At 67.4% G+C, this 18,083-nt stretch carries 19 protein-coding genes and 1 pseudogene; 12 read left to right on the top strand and 8 right to left on the bottom strand.

Annotated elements, in window-relative coordinates; genetic code table 11:
* Positions 1–30 precede the first annotated feature (30 nt).
* The gene (locus tag AB0J02_RS17940; protein WP_363194644.1) at positions 31–1,410 is read right to left on the bottom strand and encodes an FtsK/SpoIIIE domain-containing protein; all 1,380 of its coding nucleotides are present in this window, start codon (positions 1,408–1,410) and stop codon (positions 31–33) included.
* Positions 1,410–1,766: a hypothetical protein gene (locus AB0J02_RS17935; RefSeq protein ID WP_363194643.1), complete on the bottom strand. Its 357-nt coding sequence runs from the start codon at positions 1,764–1,766 to the stop codon at positions 1,410–1,412. Before AB0J02_RS17935 ends, AB0J02_RS17940 begins: the two co-directional genes overlap by 1 nt.
* 262 nt (positions 1,767–2,028) lie before the next feature.
* Here AB0J02_RS17935 and AB0J02_RS17930 point away from each other — a divergent pair, with 262 nt between their 5' ends.
* Entirely contained in the window at positions 2,029–2,331 is a 303-nt protein-coding gene (locus AB0J02_RS17930; RefSeq protein WP_363194642.1) for a hypothetical protein, read from the top strand.
* Positions 2,332–2,356: 25 nt separating this feature from the next.
* On the opposite strand, the gene AB0J02_RS17925 is transcribed toward AB0J02_RS17930, so the two are convergent.
* Positions 2,357–3,142 carry a GntR family transcriptional regulator gene (locus AB0J02_RS17925; protein WP_363194641.1) on the bottom strand — a complete coding sequence of 262 codons (786 nt, stop codon included), beginning with the start codon at positions 3,140–3,142 and terminating at the stop codon, positions 2,357–2,359.
* Positions 3,143–3,225: 83 nt separating this feature from the next.
* Between AB0J02_RS17925 and AB0J02_RS17920 the strand changes: the two genes are divergently transcribed.
* The 7 genes from AB0J02_RS17920 (at position 3,226) to AB0J02_RS17890 (ending at position 10,277) form a co-directional block, all read left to right on the top strand.
* Complete coding sequence (locus AB0J02_RS17920; RefSeq protein WP_363194640.1) at positions 3,226–3,657, top strand: NUDIX domain-containing protein; 432 nt, start codon at positions 3,226–3,228, stop codon at positions 3,655–3,657.
* Between the two features lie 46 nt (positions 3,658–3,703).
* A complete protein-coding gene (locus tag AB0J02_RS17915; RefSeq protein ID WP_363194639.1) occupies positions 3,704–4,123 on the top strand; it encodes an ATP-binding protein in 420 nt (139 codons plus the stop codon).
* A 212-nt stretch (positions 4,124–4,335) separates the two neighbouring features.
* Positions 4,336–4,710, top strand: coding sequence for a DUF6083 domain-containing protein (locus AB0J02_RS17910; protein ID WP_363194638.1), 375 nt, complete (start codon positions 4,336–4,338; stop codon positions 4,708–4,710).
* A gap of 715 nt (positions 4,711–5,425) precedes the next feature.
* Complete coding sequence (locus AB0J02_RS17905) at positions 5,426–7,207, top strand: DUF262 domain-containing protein (RefSeq protein WP_363194637.1); 1,782 nt, start codon at positions 5,426–5,428, stop codon at positions 7,205–7,207.
* 1,244 nt (positions 7,208–8,451) lie between these two features.
* On the top strand, positions 8,452–8,865 hold the full coding sequence (locus AB0J02_RS17900) for a hypothetical protein (protein ID WP_363194636.1): 414 nt from the start codon (positions 8,452–8,454) through the stop codon (positions 8,863–8,865).
* A gap of 336 nt (positions 8,866–9,201) precedes the next feature.
* Positions 9,202–9,666 carry a hypothetical protein gene (locus AB0J02_RS17895; protein ID WP_363194635.1) on the top strand — a complete coding sequence of 155 codons (465 nt, stop codon included), beginning with the start codon at positions 9,202–9,204 and terminating at the stop codon, positions 9,664–9,666.
* Positions 9,667–9,821: 155 nt separating this feature from the next.
* Positions 9,822–10,277 carry a hypothetical protein gene (locus tag AB0J02_RS17890; protein WP_363194634.1) on the top strand — a complete coding sequence of 152 codons (456 nt, stop codon included), beginning with the start codon at positions 9,822–9,824 and terminating at the stop codon, positions 10,275–10,277.
* 66 nt (positions 10,278–10,343) lie between these two features.
* Here AB0J02_RS17890 and AB0J02_RS17885 read toward each other — a convergent pair whose 3' ends face one another.
* The 5 genes and pseudogenes from AB0J02_RS17885 to AB0J02_RS17865 all read right to left on the bottom strand — a co-directional run bounded on the left by AB0J02_RS17885 (position 10,344) and on the right by AB0J02_RS17865 (position 14,200).
* Complete coding sequence (locus tag AB0J02_RS17885) at positions 10,344–10,793, bottom strand: hypothetical protein (RefSeq protein WP_363194633.1); 450 nt, start codon at positions 10,791–10,793, stop codon at positions 10,344–10,346.
* Between the two features lie 157 nt (positions 10,794–10,950).
* Positions 10,951–11,806, bottom strand: a pseudogene (locus tag AB0J02_RS17880) (ATP-grasp domain-containing protein).
* A 63-nt stretch (positions 11,807–11,869) separates the two neighbouring features.
* The gene (locus tag AB0J02_RS17875; protein ID WP_363194632.1) at positions 11,870–12,322 is read right to left on the bottom strand and encodes a hypothetical protein; all 453 of its coding nucleotides are present in this window, start codon (positions 12,320–12,322) and stop codon (positions 11,870–11,872) included.
* 76 nt (positions 12,323–12,398) lie between these two features.
* On the bottom strand, positions 12,399–13,487 hold the full coding sequence (locus AB0J02_RS17870) for a GNAT family N-acetyltransferase (RefSeq protein ID WP_363194631.1): 1,089 nt from the start codon (positions 13,485–13,487) through the stop codon (positions 12,399–12,401).
* 236 nt (positions 13,488–13,723) lie between these two features.
* A complete protein-coding gene (locus tag AB0J02_RS17865) occupies positions 13,724–14,200 on the bottom strand; it encodes a GNAT family N-acetyltransferase (protein ID WP_363194630.1) in 477 nt (158 codons plus the stop codon).
* A 286-nt stretch (positions 14,201–14,486) separates the two neighbouring features.
* On the opposite strand from AB0J02_RS17865, the gene AB0J02_RS17860 reads away from it, so the two are divergent.
* The 4 genes from AB0J02_RS17860 to dgoD all read left to right on the top strand — a co-directional run bounded on the left by AB0J02_RS17860 (position 14,487) and on the right by dgoD (position 17,986).
* Positions 14,487–15,395 (top strand): sugar kinase, encoded by a 909-nt coding sequence (locus AB0J02_RS17860; protein ID WP_363194629.1) that lies wholly within the window; start codon positions 14,487–14,489, stop codon positions 15,393–15,395.
* Positions 15,396–15,399: 4 nt separating this feature from the next.
* Positions 15,400–16,146 (top strand): IclR family transcriptional regulator, encoded by a 747-nt coding sequence (locus tag AB0J02_RS17855; RefSeq protein WP_363194628.1) that lies wholly within the window; start codon positions 15,400–15,402, stop codon positions 16,144–16,146.
* Positions 16,134–16,748: a bifunctional 4-hydroxy-2-oxoglutarate aldolase/2-dehydro-3-deoxy-phosphogluconate aldolase gene (locus AB0J02_RS17850; RefSeq protein ID WP_363194627.1), complete on the top strand. Its 615-nt coding sequence runs from the start codon at positions 16,134–16,136 to the stop codon at positions 16,746–16,748. The genes AB0J02_RS17855 and AB0J02_RS17850 overlap by 13 nt, the downstream gene beginning before the upstream one ends.
* 86 nt (positions 16,749–16,834) lie before the next feature.
* A complete protein-coding gene (gene dgoD, locus AB0J02_RS17845) occupies positions 16,835–17,986 on the top strand; it encodes a galactonate dehydratase (RefSeq protein WP_363194626.1) in 1,152 nt (383 codons plus the stop codon).
* Positions 17,987–18,083: the final 97 nt, after the last annotated feature.

The raw sequence follows: 18,083 nt of genomic DNA, 5'->3' as shown, positions 1-18,083 counted from the left end.
GTCACGCCGACCGGGAGGAGAGGGAGTAGCTCAGTCGGTCACGGGGCGCGGCCGGACGGCCGGGGCCGTGGACTCGACCGGCGGCGGTACGGGTAGGTCGGGCCGGAAGGGCTTGAGCGCGGGCAGGTCGGGGACCAGGTGGGCCGAGGTGCGGCATGTCTCGGCCGCGTCGGCGAGGGAGAGGTACGGGGTGCGGATGCGGGACCAGCCGCCAGAGGTGTCCCCGGCGACGGCCAGGCCGGGCAGTTCGGGCGCGATGGCGCAGGCGGCGGAGACGGCCTCGGGGGCGATGTCGCCGAGTGCCATCTTGGCGGAGGCTTCGTCGTTGACGCGATGACAGACACGGCCGGTGAGCTGGGCCCGCAACATCGTGGCCCCCTTCCCGAGTTCGGCGCCGAAGCGCTGCCCGCAGACCTCCAGGTAGATACCGGCGGCGCGACCGAGCTGGGCGAGGCGGATGAGCTGGGTGACCATCTCGTCCCGTCGTTCCTCCTCCTTCTTTGAGGCGACGAGGAAGAGTTCCGCCACTTCGTCGACGAACAACACGACGGGCACGGGGCGTTCGCGTTCGGGCAGGCCCCAGATGTCGGAGGTGACCTCCTCGTCCGGAGTGGTCGGCGCGATGCCCTGCCGGGACTTGATCAGGTCGTAGCGGTCCTCCATTTCCTTGATGAGCACGGGCAGTAGTTCGACGGCCTGGTCGGGGTCGGTGGCCAGCGCGGAGAGCCGGGCGGCGAAGGGTGCCAGCTCCACGCCGCGTTTGCAGTCGATGCCGACCAGGGCGACGGACTGCCGGGCGAGCCCGGCGACGAGGTGCCGCAGGTACATGGACTTACCCGACAGCGTGGCCCCCAGGGTGAGGCCGTGCGGAACGGTCCGGTAGTCGCGCACGAAGGGAGTCGAGTCCTCCCGCAGCGCCACCGGGACCTTCAGGAAGTCGGCGGCCGTCTTGCGCGGCATACGGACCTTGCGCAGTACGTCGAAGCCGACGAGCCGCAGTTCGACCACACCGGGCTTCACCGTGGTCACGTAGACGGCGTGAACGCCCCAGGCGTGCCGCAGCCGTTCGGCGGAGGCGGCGACATCGGCCGGTTCCTGGCCCGGGGCCAGCCTCAGACGGAGCCGCAGCCCGGTCGAGGTGGGGCGGATGAGGCCGCGACGGGGCGGGACGGGGCGGACCTCACGGCGGGTGGTGGCCTGGACCGCCAGGGCCCGGAACCGGGAGGGCGCGACGGTCAGGCCGCAGGCTTCCATGACCGAGCCGTACGAGCTGAGCAGCCGGGCCGTCGAGAGCGGCAGGCCGACCGTGGACCAGTAGACCCCGGGGTGGTGGACCCGGGTGTAGGCGGCCCCACCGCCGAGTGCGGCAAGGGGGCCTCCCACCTCCAGAAGCGTCGTCAGGTCGGTCATCAGGCCGAGGCCCCCACGGCGGCCGGGAAGGCGGCCGGAGTGACGGCGGCGGCACGGAAGGCGATGCCGTGCCGCTGCTGGCCATTGAACACGCTCTCCCAGGGACGGGCCACCAGGCCGGGCAGCGAGACCGGAGCGCCGAGCGCGAGCCCCTCGGACACCCCGCTCTCCGGGACGGTGACCTTGAACAGCGACGACTCCCCTTCCTCGATGTAGACGACGCCGATGGTCATCAGTGCCTCACCGCTGTTGACGTCCTTGGCGATCTCGCCGGTCTGCCGGTCGCGGACCTTGGGCTCGGGCGCTTCGGTCAGGAGGATCGTCGCGGCCGAGGTCTCCACACGGATGGTGCGCAAGGCTTCTTCCTATCTACTCGTCTATACAAGCTGCATCCTTCGTACCCGACGTTGCCGGGAACGGGGGTCACTCTGACACACAACTTGCCCACTCGTCTATACGAGTATGCGTGTCGGGGTGTACGAGTTGGACGAGGATGCTGCGCACCGTCTCTCGAAGGCCGCAGCTGTCAGACCCTCCAGGCAGACTCCAGCCATGCTGATTGCTACGAGCGCCAGGGGACGCAGGGTGAAGCGCCCGTCGAAGCCGACGATAAGCACCATGCTTGCGAACCTGGGTCGCGACAACGAGCACATGGTCATCGAACGAGAAGACGAGGAACGCGCTGGGGACTGGTACATCCAGGTCCTGTTGCGCGAGAACAACACCTACCAGCTTGAGTACCGGGACGGCGTTGCCGCCGAGCATTACCAGACGGAGACCATCTCGCAGGAGAAGGTGCTCCGGGCGCTGCTCGGCTGGACGGCCGGCACATCGGATTGGCGGGAAGAGTTCATGTGGAACAACATCGGCTCCACGTTCGCGCCCTCCGACACGAATGACCCGGCGGGCCCCAGCACCTAGCGTCGGCGCCTCTCCACTCACGCGATCACGTGGCCGGGAGCTGGTACGCCAGCACGTAGGCATCCGCCGCCATCACCGTGTCGCAGACCTCCACGGCCCGGTTCTCGGTGTCGTACGCGGTGCGGATCAGGTGGATCACGGGCACGCCGGAGGCCAGTTGCAGCGTTTTGACCTCGGCGGGCGAGGGCATCCGGGCGCGGATCTCCTCCTCGAAGTGGTCGAGGTGGTGGCCCAGTTCTTCGAGCCGGGCGTAGATGCCGCCAGGGCCGGGGTTCGGCTCGGCGATCTGCGTGCCGCGGGCGATGTCGAGCGGCAGGTAGGAAGTGGCGAACTCGACCGGGCGGCCGTCGAGCAGGTACCGGCGCCGCCGGGCGAGCACCCGCCGCACAGAGCCGAGCCGGGCAGAGATGTCCTGGCCGGCCTTCTCCTCCTTGACCTCCAGGCTGTCCACCTTCGGGTGACTGCCTGCGGCGTCGGCCTCCACGATGAACGCGGACTTGCCCTGTTCGCGGTGGCGCCGGGCGAACCGGTCCGAGGCCAGTCGCCGCACGGGCGGCCGGGGCCGGACGAACACACCCTTGCCGTGCTCGGCGTGGACTAGGCCCTCGCCCTGCAGGACAGAGAAGGAGTTGCGAACAGTCATCCGGGAGACCCCGAAATGCTCGACCAGCTCGGCCTCCGAGGGCAGCTTCTCGCCCTCCTTGAACCGCCCACGGTCGATGGCCTCGCGCAGCTGGTCAGCGATCTGCCGGAAGACCGCGCGATCACTCGTGGGATCGAGCGCGCCGAGAAGACTCGGAAGGGACGCCACGTTTACTCCTTTAGGTATCTAGACGAGTGGGCAAGTGTTGTTGCTACGGTGGAAAGCCTAGCCAGCCGAGAGGGCCGAGGAACGTGAGCACTGACCGTCCGCACTCCGTAAGCGTTGCCGGAGTCATCGTCGACGACCAGGGCCGGGCCCTTTTGATCAAGCGCCGCGACAACGGCCGCTGGGAGCCCCCGGGCGGAGTCCTCGAACGCGAGGAAACCATCCCCGAAGCCCTCCAGCGCGAAGTCCTCGAAGAGACCGGCATCAAGATCGAGCTTCCGGCGACCTTGACCGGCATCTACAAGAACATGACGGGCCTGATCGTCTCCATGGTCTTCCGCTGCCGGGCAGTCGACGGCACACCCACCACCGGGGACGAGACCCGCGCATTGCGCTGGGCCACCCGTGAAGAGGTCATCGAACTCTCCGACGAGGCGTACGCGATCCGCGTCCTGGACGCACTCGACGCCACGACCCCGCCGGCCATCCGCGCCCATGACGGCGTGAAACTCGTCTAGCTCGAACCCGCTGCACATGGCGGCCTACCAGCGTGAAGGAACTTGTATGCACGAGTATACGAGCACTACGCGAGTCTGGGGCCTGTCTTGCCCAGGTTCACCAGAAGAGGTCAGCCGGGCCCGCCGGTGGACACGCGACATCCTGCGGGATTCGCCCCTGGTCGACGACGCCGCCCTGATCGTCAGCGAGCTGAGCGCGAACGCGATCTCCCATACGGCCAGTGGTCGAGGATGCGGAAGTTTCCGACTGGCGCTCGCGGTATCCCCGCAGATGATCGCCCTGTCGGTCACGGACGCTGGAGGCACTAATACGGCCCCCAAGGTCACACAGCAGGACCACGACCAGGACGCCGAACACGGCCGCGGTCTGTGCCTGGTTCATGCGCTCGCCCACCGTGTTGTCATCCACCACAGCGAGATCGGCTGCACGGTTACTGCGGAACTTTTCACGGCCGCATCCTCATAGGTCGCTGTCGTTGCGGGCTCCAGCTGGTTCGATGACATCGCTACTGGGTACGGCCGCGAGCGCCTGCCGTCTTCCGGCCGGGGATTGTGAGTTCGTTGAATGCGTTGTGCACCTACTGAGGCGCCTATCGTCCCGCTACTACCTGTCAGTCACATGCGTCTTGTCTGGTCGGCGACTCTCACATATGCCTGAGGCCTGTTCACTCTCAAGGTATGGGGGTCATAGAAGAGTCAACGGGACGCTCGATTGCTGGCAGAAACCCATGCGAGTTCTGCGGACTACCGCAGGACCGGGTTGCGACGTTGAGCCATGAGTTTGTACTGCTGGAACCAAACATGGAGGTGTCAGCACATCTGATACCTGCCGAGTCACGGTGGATCACCGTGTCAGACGGCCAGGTGGTGGTGTACGGGGTGTGCCCGCCGGATACTGCTCAGCTCGGTCGGATCGAACACCGCCTGGTATGTCCCGAGCAGGAGCTACCGGACCTGTGGCCATGGCTGACAGAACTACGGGAGAAAAACGCGTGGCGGGCACAGCGGCTGGTAGACCCCCCGCCCCCAGACCCGGGCGAGGACGCCGCGTAGGCACACGGCAGGAGCCCTGACTCAACGGCTACAGCTAACACAGTCACCGCAGAACTCCTCACCGACACCAGCCACTCAGGTGAGCTACTGAGTTACAACTTTCTCTACTGGTTCAAGCACCCGGCTGCGCTCCGCTCCGCCGGGCGGGCTTCCCGGCTCCGCTCGGGGCTGCGCTCCTGCCTTCGGCCCGCGCTGCCCCGGCTGCGCCGACGCCCGCCCGCTGTGGATAGGCCCGGAGGTCATGAGTCGAGCACCCGACCTACGCGGCCACCGGTCAAGGACGATGCCTCCGGCGGGGATCGGCCGGCACCGGGGGGAGGGGGCGCCGTTCCCGGCCGCGGGCACATCGTGGTGAGCGTGGTGGGCTCCCATCCCGTCCACCGTCGACCCAGGCAGAGCCGAGCAGACGCGGCCCATGGCGTCCAGGTCGTTCGTCCAGTGGGGCGCTCCACCTGGACGCCATGAACCACGCCCGCTCCACGGTGTGTGGGTCGACGGCGGACGGGATGGGAGCCCGGGGCGAGTGATGGGCTGAGATCGCCGCTAGACAATTGCTCTAGACGTGAACAAAAACCACATGTTGCTTAATTTTCGAATCAAGTCACCGCGAGAACAATTGCGCACAAAAACAAACTCCCGCTCCTTGAAAGAGCAACAGTAGGTAGATGTTTCCACATCATCAGACCATGCCCAACCGACAGAAAGCGCCGACGCGATGTCCATCACCCCCCGAGGAATGTCGATCCAAGAAGCCTACAGCCTTTTCAGAAGCGAGAGGCTGATCGTGAATCGAAACTACCAAAGAAAGCTCGTATGGGGAGTGGACGAAAAAATACACTTGATCGACAGTATCCTGAAGGGATTTCCCATTCCGTTGTTCTTGCTCGCTGAAACGGCGGACGGGGAATTCGAAATCATCGATGGCATGCAAAGGCTCGACGCCATTTTTGGCTACATTGAGCATAAGTATGCTATAACCGATGACAATGAAAAACAATTTTTCGATCTGAAAGAATTTTCGCGCGCACGTCAATTCGCCGAAGCGGGGGCGTTCGAAACCGAGGCGGGCGACCCAACTCTCCTCCCCGCAGAAAAGTGTGCAGACCTTCTGGACTACCAGCTCGCCGTAACCATTTTCGACTCCAAAGAGGAAACACAAGTCACCGAAGTGTTTCGGAGAATCAACTCAGGAGGTCGCCAGCTAAGCGCTCAGGAAAAGAGACAAGCGGGCGTGGTGAGCGACTTCGTTCGGATGGTGAGGAAACTTGCCTCCGACTTCCGCTATGACGGGTCCCCCGACATTTTGCCGCTCACGAAAATGCCCGTTGTATCCATCGATTCTGCTCGCGAGAGACTCGGATACGGCATTGCAGCAGAAGAGACCTTCTGGTGCAGTCTGGGTGTGCTGAACCCTCGCCAGCTTCAGCAGAGCGAAGACGAACAACTTCTGGCCGACATCTGCATCTCGGTGGTTAGAGGGAATACATTCAGCGTCAGCACAGAGGTCCTAGATAAATATTTCGACCCAACCACCCCTGAAGCCTACGTGCTCTCTATTGACTTGAATACCTATGGAACCGAGACCCTCTCCAGGGACGTCAAAAACGTCCTTGGAGCTATGAAGTCGATGGTTGAGTCGGAACGTCCGGGAATAAGTGGAGCATTTCGATCGCACGTCAGCACAAGCAGTTTTACGTCAGCCAAGACACCATTTTACGCAATATTCATGGCGTTTTACGATCTCATGATCAGGCAGCAGAAGCTGCTTGCAGACCCCAAAGCCGCATTCACTGCTATCGGGAAAATTTCTGCGCGGCTAACACCGAGCAGGAATACGACGACGGAGCGGCAGCGACAGGAGAACATAGACATCGTCCGCGGACTTTTGGAAAAGTACTTCGCCAGCACGCCCGGCCCAGCACTAACCCACGGACCCGCCATGGAGATTGAGTTCCCCAACATCATTAGGCGCGCCCCTATCGAAAGCGCGCGCTATGAATTCAAACAAGGAATAGCAGCCCTTAGCGGAAGTCGGGAGATTAATTCCGACTTCCTTAAGAAGCTGCCGAAAATCATTTCGGCCATTGCAAACGTTGGGCCCGAGGCGGATGGGTTCATCGTATTTGGCGTTGCGGACACCACAAGAGATGCGGAAAGAGTCGAGCAGCTGGATTCCGTGTCTCCACTCCGTATGGGACGACAGCTTCTCGTCGGCGTGGACCGAGAGTGCCGAGTTTTGGGAATTTCGCTTACCGACTACACACGGAAAATCTTGAGGGCTATTCAATCTGCCCCCCTGAGCGAACCTCTAAAGAGTGCAGTATTGGCGAACGTGGATACCATCTCATACTCTGGGCGAGCATACGTGATTGTCAGAATCCCGGCACAGTCAGAATTGGCCAGCTATGACGATGAATACTACGTTCGCGATGGCGAGGACCTTCGCAAGATGAAAACCAGCGAAGCTCTTGCTACGTCAAAGCGATTTTCGGCATAACTCACTATGCGTCAGAGGAATCGCACCGCTCGGTGAAGTTCTGAGTTCACTTCGTACCGCTAATTTCTACTTGAACCGGTCATCCCTATTTGTGGGATGCGTGGCCAAATCCGTCAGCGTTTTGACTGGGCTAGCCGACCACCAGGCCCACGGGGAAGAGGCAGCCTCCCTAAGGGTCAAACTGCGTGACAACCAGGACGCACAACCGCGAACAATCGCGGACACCAGCGGCCCATCAGCGCAGGTGGCACGGGCGGCAGCCCCAGGACAGCGGCCGTCTCAAGTTGCTTCGGGACGAGGCAGTCACCCCGTTAAGGTGCGCTTCATGACCGACGACACCCCTGTCTGCCCCAACTGCGGCGAGCCCATGAAGTCCGGCGGTTTCCTTCTCTCACACCGGGAGGACGACGGCCGGCGGGCCTGCCGGGCGCTCTGAAAGTGTGCCGGTCGCCACGTCTGGTGGCACTGGGCCGACCGGCCGGACGATCCGTTGACGGTCTGTCCTGTGCCGGAGCAGTTCAGCTGACATCCAAAGCTGACATCAACGGCCCCGTACGGTGACGACACCCGGCAGTCCTGCACGGCAGCGAAGACCGAAGAAGGCCATGCCCACACCAAGGGAAGATCGAACTCCTAAAGCGGGTGTCGCAGGTTCGAATCCTGCCGGGGGCACAAACAGAAGGGCCAGTTCAGGGGCTTGACCCCCTCGAACTGGCCCTTTGTCGTTGTCGCCGCCGTGCCACATCTCAGCCGCGGCTCGGGCGGGTGAGTTCTCGGCGAGGATCTCGTAGGGCCTGTAGGAGTGCTCCGAGGGCGAATGACTGGACCAGCGCACTGATGATGAGCCCGATGGCCAGGTACCGGACCGGCGCGTCCATGCCTCCGACCGCCCCGACCGCCCCCACCGCAAGAAAGGACGTGGGGGCGGTCAGAAGGAACGGCCATATTCCGACGATTCCGGGGGCGGAGAACAGCGCGGCAGCCACCTCGAAGATGACGGACGCACCGACTAGTCCCAGGTAGGCAGCAGAGGCCGCGTTGGTGAAGGTCAGACGGGACAGGGTGCGGGCATTCATTGATTTCCCCCGGAGATGTGGTGCTCCCCATGCTCCTGGCGGCACCGCGTCGCCGGCGTGAGTATCCGTACTCAATCCGACTCGCCTCGGCCCCAGAGGGATCAGATCGCAGAGACCTTGTGGTGGAGGAGCGTCTCGGCTGTCATCGCCCGCTGCTGGAAAAGGTCCATGACCTACAGATTTACGGCGCGGTTTGCCTGTGGGCTGGATGATCCGGACACCGACGACTGCGTGCTGGCGGGCGTGGCCGAGTCGAACGGCGAGGACGGATTCTCCTTGTTGTTCATGTGCGACTTCGACGAGCCCGACGAGCAGGAAGTGTCCTTGGGGATGGACACGCATTGTTTGGTCACGTCCGACCAAGGCACTGCCTACGGCTGCGTGCGTGAACTGGGATGGGTACGGCGACGTGTTGCGCGTTTTTTTGGATCCTGCGTCGTTGGGCGCACGCGGCTGACCGATCCCGTCATCGAGGCCGTGTTGCGTGCGCCGGCCGTAGATCTGGCCCGCATGCGGGAAGTGCTGCCGCGCGTTCTGGCGTACGGTCGCGCGGACGCTCGCCCCGGGCGAATCGTGATGTAGCGGGACTCAGCTGTGCCGGCGCCGCCCTTTCCTCCGGAGGTAGCTTGCGCTGAGTGCGGTGACAGCGATGACGGTAAGCAGAACGGCGCCCAGGACCACCGTCACTCCCGCCGAGATGACGAAGATGGCCCACCAGGGTGGATCGCCCTCCATGTTCGGCCCTCCTGATCGCCTCCGATGACGTCATGAGGCAGAGGACGGTTCCCGGAAGCCGCGGCCACCGCCGGCCACTGACCGGTCCGCTACGGTCCGCCCCACATCAACAGACCTGGAAAGCGCGGGTACAGCTTCGTCCAACGCCTCGCCGTGTCATGGCGCCTGTGATCAGCTTGCGGAGTGGAAGCCGTCATCGCCAGTGCCGTAGCTGTCCTGGGCACCTTGCTGGGCTCTGGAATCACTTTGATCGTTCAGCAGCGCACCACGGAGAAGGGGCACCGGTTCACCCGCGACGAGCGGCTTCGGCAGGAACGGCTCGACGCGTACTCCGCCTATGCCGGCGCCCTGGTCAACTATCGCCGCTGCCTGGTGCATCTGTGGTTCTGCGTGCACGAGCAGCCACCTCCCGAGGACGCGGAGGAAGTGCGAATACGCGGTTACGATCTCCGCTCCAGCGCACAGGAGGCACTGTTCAGAGCGCAGATGCTCACCGACGACGCCATGTTGAGTCATGCCGCTGCGGAGGTTCTCGCCCGGGTCACTGTTCTGTACAAGGTCGATACCCGGGCGGAGCTTGATGCGCGCAGAATCGAAACGCGCGATGCGATTCAGCAACTCGTCATGACCGCCAAGCGCCATCTCTAAGGCAGGCGGCCGGGCTCAGGAATACGGTTGCGTGTGTGGCCTGCGGCCGTAGCAAGGAACGTGTTGCCCGGAGCGACCGGGTGGCTTGAACGCCTGACCCTGACCGTGTACTGGCTCCGCCGGCCCTGGTACCAGTCGTCAGTAAGCTCGGCGACATGACCGAAGACGTCGGCCTCATAGCGAATTACCGGGTCCATGTCGTGCCCGTCGTCCTGGCTTTGGCCAATCCACCCTGGCAGCGCGGCGTCTGGCTCGACCCCTCTGCATTCGAGAACCTGGACTACGTCTTCCACACTCTCTTCGATGACTTCTGCGACGCCGACGAGCCCGAGAAGTACCTCGGTATCAGTCTGCGTACCGACGAAGAGGTGGTTCTCATGCGCGAGTTGGGCATCGCGCTCGCCACCGTGGAGTCCGAGGTGCCTGAGGCGCCCGACGACACCGATGCCGAGTATGTGGAGGCACCTTCTTGGCCTGCGGTCGTGGCCGTCGCCGGTCGTCTCGCGCGGGTCATGGTCACGAACGATCTGGGAGAACTGGCGAGAGTGTACGAGTCCGCCCCGGCGCAGTCGCTTCCACGGAGCCGTCCGCCCGCGCCCCAGCGCCCCTGATCGGCGCGGGCCCGATGGGCCGACTGCGCGTCGACCGGGCCGGCCCGGGCCGGGCCGGCCCGGTCGCTAGACCGCTGCGTAGCGCTTGGCGATCAGGTGGATCTCCTGTGCTGTTCCCGCTCGCGCGAAGAGCATGGCCCCCGCTTCGCGTCCCTCGTGGTGGACGCGTAGGCGCGGGCCGTCGGTGAAGACGCGTAGTTCTGGCCACGGGTACCGCCACAGCAGTGCGGAGCGTTCCCACATCTGCAAGCCGTGGCTGGTGACGAGGAGTTGGTACTGCGGGCCCTCGTGGGCGGCGGGTGGGGTGTGGTCGCGGAACGGGGGGCTGACGGTGTAGGTGCCGAGCACCGTCTCCCCGGGCTCCAGGGCTTCGCTGCGGACGCCGCCGCGGCGGCCGATCTGCGCCCCGGTCCAGACGGCGGGGCCGATCGCCACCAGAGCCAGGCCCGTCACCGCCCACCACGGCAAGGATCCCCTGATGCCGATGGCCACGATCGCCGACACCGCGAGGAACACCGACCCGACGGCGCCGCCCAGCGTCGCCCGCCGCGTTCTTCCGTCTCCGCGATCGCTACCCGTGCCCCGCCCGTTCGCGTTCCTGCCTCAAAAGCCCTGCTGCTCCCCGCTGTTCACCCTACTTGCAAGGCTTGTGCACATAAAAGGCACAGTGAGCTCAAGCCACCAGCAGCGGCGTGATCAGGCGCGCCGGGTCCGTCCCGGCCGGGAGGTCGCTGACCTGGCCGTCGCCTACCTCGATCATCCGCCACGTGCCGTCCGTCCGGTGGGCCAGGTCCGTCGTCACGAAACGGCAGCCGAGCGCTTCGACCGAGCCTCGAAGGTGGTCGACATTCGGGCTGGGGCGCAGGTCAGGGGTGTCGGGGTGGGGGGTGGTGAGCAGTGGTTCGCCGTCCAGCCACCAGATCCTGGCCTCGCCCGCCGTCCGGTCGAATCGTTCGAAGGCGCGGAGCACGATGCCGCCCGCGAGGTCGTCGCCCTGGAGTTCGACGAAGCGGGCGACCACGCGGTGCACCGCGGCCGGGTCGGCGAGGTCGGGGAGGTAGCAGGCCTCGTTCCAGTCGTGCTTACGGGACTTGACGTAGTCCTTGACGATTCCGGGGCCCGGAGGGAGCGTCGCCGTGAGTTCGGCCAGCGCGGCCGGGCCGGGGGGCTGGTGCGGGGCAGCCTCGGCGTAGGCGCTGCGCGGGGTGGTGTCGGTGAACTTGGCGTACCAGCACGGGAGTTCGTGTGCGGTGCGGTACATCGCGGCGGTGGTGCGGAGGTGGGTGCCTCGGCCGGCCAGCGCGGCTTCCAGGTCAGCGTAGGCCGCCGCGGGGATCATCCATCCCCGGTACCAGACGGCGCCGAGGCCCCGCGGGACGCGGCGCACGGCTTCTTCCGCGCGGCCCGCGAGCAGCGCGTCGTGGTCGATCAGCGCCGCAGGCCGCGCCGGCCTGTCGGGCCGCCGCGGCCTGCGGCGCGAAATGCGGGTCGGTCCGTGTCGGGCGCAGCGGGTCGCTGCACAGCAGCAGAGAGGTGGGCGAAGAGGTGGGCACTCGATCACCGTAGCGGCGCGGTCCGGGCAACCGAAGGGATCATCCGCGCGGAGACAGGCCGCCGACCCGGCCGAGCGGCGGGCCGCTACGTCGCACCGCCGTCACCACCGCGGAGACGGCCGCCGTGGCCGCGAGGCTGCCCATCATGACCAGTGCCACGCCGACCGCGAAGAGGCCGCTGGAGTCGTCCGACCAGTCGACGTAGGCGGCGACGGTCAGGCCCGCCGTGGTGCCGAGTACGGCGGGTGCGACGTGATGCCGGGCCGCCGTCCAGCACACCGGGGCGAGCAGCGTCACCACCAGGCCGATCACCTGCCATGCCGCGTACGGGCCGGTCTCCGTGCCGTCGGGGTGCACGTCGCGGTGCTGGTCCCAGCCCAGCCAGCCGGCCCACGCCGCCGACGCGAGCACGGCCAGGGCCAGGGCCCGGAGCAGCGGGCGGACGGTATTGCCGAGCGGGTGCGGCTGCGGGTGTTCCATTCGTCGGTCCATGGGACGAGCGTTCCCGCTCGCCCCCGCCCGGCCCAGAGCGCGCGTACTCAGCAGGTACTCATGGGGGACCCGAGTACTACCGCGAGCCGCCCTCCCGCATCGACCCCACCGTCTTCAGCAGGCGGTCCGCCCGCTCCCGCAGCGCCGGATGCGCCAGCACCGTGTTGCGCAGCCCCCGGACCGGCCGCCGCCACAGCCGGTGCGCGGCCGCCACCGGGTGTGTGCGGGTCGCGAAACCCTCGCAGACGCGCAGTTCGCGGGTCTTGAGCCAGTCCTTGTACTCCTTTTCGCCGCGGCCCCAGTCCATCAGGCGGATGCCCTGCCGGCCGGCCGCCTCGACCATGCGCAGATGCATCATCAGGCCGGGCGAGTAGTAGCTGAACTCCGGGTCGTAGGCGGTGAACCAGGCCGCGAAGACCGTACGGGACGTCGGGCCGAAGTGGGCCGCCACCGGGCGGTCGTCCGCGTACACGACGGAGAGGACGCCGGTGAAGTGGTCCTCGCGGACGTCGAAGAGGTGGTTGACCAGGTCGACGATCCATGGCTTGGCGAAGCGGTCCATGCGGCCGGTCCTGCGGTACTGGGCCGATTTCCACGTCATGAGCCGGCGCAGCACCGTCGGGTCGCGCTCGTCGTAGACGAAACGCATCTCTCCTACGTTGCGGCTCAGGCGGCGTTCTTTCTTCAGCGTCGTCTTGGCCTGGCCCGGGTAGGTCGCGCGCAGCCACTCCTCGTACGTGTCGTGCCCGCCGTCCTTCAGGTCGAGCACGGGCGAGGCGAACGAGCCGGTGACGTAACGGCCGAACGGTTTCTGCTCCTCCACCAGGTGATCGAACTCGAAGACCGAGAGGCCGCAGGCGCGCAGGAGTTCGTGCACGTCCCAGCTGACCCCGGGCCGGTGCACCAGCGCCTGGCAGTCCGAGAGGCCGAGACCGATGGCACGGCCCACGCCCAACGGGCCCTTCTCGTACGGGAAGAAGCCGACGGGTTCGCCCCCCTCGCGCAGGACGGCCACCTGCGCGCGCCCCCGGTGTCTGCCGACGCCGGCCGCGAACTCCGGTGCCAGGAAGGGATTCTGGTAATCCGGCGACTGGTCCATCGTCTCGTGCCAGGCACCGCGAAGCGCGGCGCTCAGCTCCTCGGGTCTATAGGTAGTGATCTTCACCTGCGGACGCCCCCTATTCCCCCATGGGGCTCAAAGGTCGCGAAACAGTACGCACGCTGTCAAGAGGGCTTCGGGCAGGATCAGTTCCGCGTTCGGTGCCACATGAAAGTGGAGGTATGCGGCCCGGTCGCCGCCGCGCTCGACCTCCCGTATCTCTGGCGTAGCGCGTGCGTAGATCACGCGTTCTGCCTGTAGGTCATGCGCTCTGCCTGTAGATCACACGCTTTGGATGCAGCTCACGCGTTCTGGATGCGGACGTGGACGTGCATGTCGTGCCAGCCGTCCGTGTGCAGCGCCGAGCTGCGGCGCGTACCCTCCAGCGGATATCCGGCCTTGAGCGCCACCCGGCACGACGCCTCGTTGCGAGTCGAGTGCCGCACTTCGAGGCGGTGGAAGCCCGCATCGAGGGCCCACTCCGTCAGCGTGGCCAGCGCTCTGGGGGCAGCGCCCTGACCGCGGGCCGCCGGCAGCACCCAGTAGCCGATCTCCGCGAAGCCCTCCAGGAGGTCCATGTCGCGCAGTGCCATCCGGCCGAGCGGGGCTCCGTCGGCGGCCCGCGTCACGAACCACTGGGCCGCCGCTTCCGTGCGCCAGCCCTCGCGGGTCGTCTCCACCCAGGCGCGGGCCTCGTCCAGGGACTCCATGCTGCGCGCGTGCCAGTAGCGCAGGACCGGGTCCTGGAAGGCGTCGTGGACGGTTTGCGCGTCACTCAACTCGACGGGGCGCAGGACCAGTTCGCCGTCTGCCGTACGCAGCGTCGGCTGGGGGGGGCCGCGGTGAAGGTGCCAGGCGCGATGACGGGATCTGTCTCGATCGGCATGATCCGCATCATCGCCGGGGTCCGCGGTTCGCGCATCCGAGATTCGAGTGGCTCGACCCCTTGGCGTCCGCCCCCAGCGGCCCGCCTGTTGCAACATATGCACGCCTGTTGCATCGATGCTGCTAGGGTTTTCCGGAAGCCCGGCGGGATGCCATGGGATGTCTATGGAGGGACGGCGCATGTCCGGTACGGCTGTCTGTCTCGGCGAGACGATGGCGCAGGTCGCCCCGGCCGACGGGGCGGGGCTCGAACACAGCCGTGAACTGCGGCTCGCCGTCGCCGGTGCCGAGTCGACCGTGGCCCAGTACCTCGCCGACCTCGGCCACCGGGCCTCCTGGGTCAGCCGCGTCGGGGACGATCCGTTCGGGCGGCGGATCGTGGCGGAGGTCGCGTCGCGGGGTGTCGACGTGAGCGGCGTACGGGCCGACGCGGACGCCCCGACCGGCGTCTACTTCAAGGACCCGGGGCCCGACGGCACCCGCGTGCACTACTACCGCGCCGGTTCGGCGGCCTCCCGCATGGGCCCCGGCGACGCCGACCGCGTGGACCTGACCGGCGTACGGCTGCTGCATCTGACCGGAATCACGCCCGCGCTGTCCGAGGGGTGCGCCGCGCTCGTGCGAGCCCTGATGGAGCGGGCCGCCGACACGGGAACGATAATCTCGTTCGACGTCAACTACCGCGCCGCGTTGTGGAGTTCGAAGGGCGTGGCGGCCGACGAGCTTTGCGGACTCGCCCGCCGGGCCGATGTCGTGTTCGTCGGGCGCGACGAGGGCGAGGACCTGTGGGGCGCCCCGACCGCCGAGGACATCCGCGACCACCTCGCGCCGCGCGGCACCCTCGTCGTCAAGGACGGGCCCGTCGGCGCCGTCGAATTCGGCGCGGAGGGCAGGGAGTTCGTGGCGGCACCCGTCGTCGAGGTCGTCGAGGCCGTCGGCGCCGGGGACGCCTTCGCCGCCGGATACCTCGGCGCGCTGCTGAACGGCGCGGCCGCGCGCGAGCGGCTCACCCTCGGGCACCGGCTCGCCGGGCGCACCCTGCGCAGCATCGAGGACTACGTACCAGCGGCACGTGAGGAGAGGTGCTGACGCCGTGTCACAGACCGTACGGCGGGCCATCGACATCCTGGAGTTCGTCGCCCGCAGACCCCGCACCCAGACCGAGGTCGGCGAGCACCTGGGCGTGCACCGCTCGACCGCGCTGCGCATCCTGGAGTCGCTGACCGACGGCGGGCTCGCGCGCCGGCTGCCCGACGGGCGGTACGCGGTCGGGCACCGGCTCGCCGGGCTCGCCCACCTCGCGCTGGAACAGTTCGGGCTGAAGGACGTCGCGGGCGAGCACCTGCGCGGCCTCGGCGACCGGTGCGGGCACACCGTGCATCTCGCCGCCCTCGAAGGCGACCGAATCGTGTACGTCGACAAGGTCGACCCGGTCGACGGGGTGCGGCTCTACTCGCAGATCGGCCGCCCGGTGACGCTGCACACCGCCGGGGTCGCCAAGGCGATCCTCGCGCACCTGCCGCGCGAGCGGGCCGCCGCACTCCTCGCCGACTGCGACTTCGCGCCGCACACCGGCACGACGCTCACCGGCGCGGCCGCCTACCGCAGGGCCCTCGACGAGACGCTGGCGCGCGGCTTCGCCGTCGACGACGGCGAGTACGAGGACTACGTGAACTGTGTCGCGGTCCCCGTCCGGGACAGCGCAGGCGAGGTGGTCGCCGCCGTGTCCGTGACCGCGCTCAAGGCGAGGGCGGACCTTCCCGCCCTCGTGTCCGACGTGCTGCCCGACCTGGCGGCCACCGCCGAGACGATCTCCAAGGAGCTGGGATGGCGTCCGTGAAGCCCGCGGTACCTTTCGACGAGCTGTTCGCGGGGGTGCCCGTGATGGCGATCCTGCGGGGCATGCCGGTCGACAAGACCCTTGAACTCGCTGCACGTGCCTGGGATTTGGGCATCGAGTGCGTCGAGGTACCGGTGCAGGACGAGGCGGCCGGGCAGGTCCTCGCCGCCGTCGTGGCCGCCGGGGCCGAGCGCGGCAAGCCGGTCGGCGCGGGCACCGTGACCTCGGCCGAGCGGCTCGGCCGGGCGGTGGCGGCCGGGGCCGCGTTCACGGTCGCCCCGGGCCTCGACCCCGACGTGGTGCGGGCCGGTGTCGCGGCCGGCCTGCCGCATCTGCCCGGGGTGGCCACGCCCACCGACGTCCAGGCGGCGCGGGCGCTCGGGCTGACCTGGCTGAAGGCGTTCCCGGCGAGCGTGCTCGGCGTGGACTGGTTCCGGGCGATGCGGGGGCCGTTCCCGGAGGTGCCCTTGGTCGCCACGGGGGGCATTGATGCCGGGAACGCCGCCGCGTATCTGGCGGCCGGGGCTCGGGTCGTCGCCGTGGGGTCGGCGCTGGAGGATCCGGCGCAACTTCCCCTTCTGGCAGGGCTTTTGCACCGCTGACACGGGGCTCTCCGCCCGGACCCGCTCCTCGATCGCCGGAGGGGCTCAATACTTCCGAAGGCCGCTCGGACCCTGGAGCCGCACCCATGAAGATCACCGCCCTCACCACGTACCTCGTCGCCCCCCGCTGGCTCTTCCTGAAGATCGAGACGTCCGACGGGGTCACCGGCTGGGGCGAACCCGTCGTCGAGGGGCGCGCCCACACCGTCGCCGCCGCCGTCGACGAGCTCTCGGACCACCTCGTCGGCAAGGACCCGCTGCGCATCGAGGACCACTGGCAGGTCATGACGAAGGGCGGTTTCTACCGCGGCGGGCCCGTCCTGTCCTCCGCCGTGTCCGGAATCGACCAGGCCCTGTGGGACATCAAGGGCAAGTTCCACGGCGTACCGGTGCACGATCTGCTGGGCGGCGCCGTCCGGGACCGGATGCGGATGTACTCGTGGATCGGCGGCGACGATCCGGGCGAGGCCGCCGAGCATGCGCGCGAGCGGCTCGAACAGGGCTACCGGGCCGTGAAGATGAACGTCGGCGGACGGCTCAAGCACCTGGAGACCGCACGCGAGATCGACGCGGTCGTGGAGCGCGTCGCCTCCGTACGGGAGGTCATGGGCCCGGACGGCGACGTCGCCGTCGACTTCCACGGCCGCACGTCCCCGGCCCTCGCCAAGCAGCTCGCCCGCGCCCTCGAACCGTTGCGCCCGATGTTCAGCGAGGAACCCCTGCTGCCCGAACTCACTGCGCAGTACGCCGAGTTCACGGCCGCGACCAGCATTCCGGTGGCCACCGGCGAGCGCCTCTACTCCCGCTGGGACTTCGATCCCGTGCTGCGTTCGGGCATTGCGCTCGCCCAGCCCGACCTCTCGCACGCGGGCGGCATCTCCGAGGTGCGCAGGATCGCGGCGCAGGCAGAGGTGCACGGCGTGGGGCTCGCCCCGCACTGCCCGCTCGGCCCGATCGCGCTCGCCGCCTGCCTCCAGGTGGACTTCGCGAGCCCGAACGCGTTCATCCAGGAGACCAGCCTCGGCATTCACTACAACGTCGGCTCCGACCTGGGCGATTACCTCGTGGACTTGTCCGTCTTCGCCTTCGACACCACGGACGGGCACATGGCCCGCCTCACCGCGCCCGGCCTCGGCATCGAGGTCGACGAGCGGGCCGTCGCCCAGGCCGCGGCGACCGGCCACCGCTGGCACAACCCGGTATGGCGGCACACGGACGGCTCCTTCGCGGAGTGGTGACCGCCGGGCACCCGCCGCGCCCCCGTCGCGCCTCCGCCCCCGCCCCCCACTTGGGCCCGCCCTTTACCAACACCAGCCTCCTGTAACCGAGTTGTAG

Origin of the sequence: Streptomyces sp. NPDC050264 (assembly GCF_040655895.1) — a bacterium.
Taxonomy (GTDB): Bacteria; Actinomycetota; Actinomycetes; order Streptomycetales; family Streptomycetaceae; genus Streptomyces.
This window is presented reverse-complemented; position numbering and strand designations above follow the sequence as displayed.

Bases quoted from the DNA above. Each gene is read 5' to 3' on its own strand.
- AB0J02_RS17910 (WP_363194638.1), top strand. From the start codon at position 4,336: ATGGGGGTCATAGAAGAGTCAACGGGACGCTCGATTGCTGGCAGAAAC.
- AB0J02_RS17900 (WP_363194636.1), top strand. From the start codon at position 8,452: ATGACCTACAGATTTACGGCGCGGTTTGCCTGTGGGCTGGATGATCCG.
- AB0J02_RS17915 (WP_363194639.1), top strand. From the start codon at position 3,704: ATGCACGAGTATACGAGCACTACGCGAGTCTGGGGCCTGTCTTGCCCA.
- AB0J02_RS17860 (WP_363194629.1), top strand. From the start codon at position 14,487: ATGTCCGGTACGGCTGTCTGTCTCGGCGAGACGATGGCGCAGGTCGCC.
- AB0J02_RS17930 (WP_363194642.1), top strand. From the start codon at position 2,029: ATGCTTGCGAACCTGGGTCGCGACAACGAGCACATGGTCATCGAACGA.
- AB0J02_RS17940 (WP_363194644.1), bottom strand. From the start codon at position 1,410: ATGACCGACCTGACGACGCTTCTGGAGGTGGGAGGCCCCCTTGCCGCA.
- dgoD (WP_363194626.1), top strand. From the start codon at position 16,835: ATGAAGATCACCGCCCTCACCACGTACCTCGTCGCCCCCCGCTGGCTC.
- AB0J02_RS17850 (WP_363194627.1), top strand. From the start codon at position 16,134: ATGGCGTCCGTGAAGCCCGCGGTACCTTTCGACGAGCTGTTCGCGGGG.
- AB0J02_RS17875 (WP_363194632.1), bottom strand. From the start codon at position 12,322: ATGGACCGACGAATGGAACACCCGCAGCCGCACCCGCTCGGCAATACC.
- AB0J02_RS17905 (WP_363194637.1), top strand. From the start codon at position 5,426: ATGTCCATCACCCCCCGAGGAATGTCGATCCAAGAAGCCTACAGCCTT.
- AB0J02_RS17890 (WP_363194634.1), top strand. From the start codon at position 9,822: ATGACCGAAGACGTCGGCCTCATAGCGAATTACCGGGTCCATGTCGTG.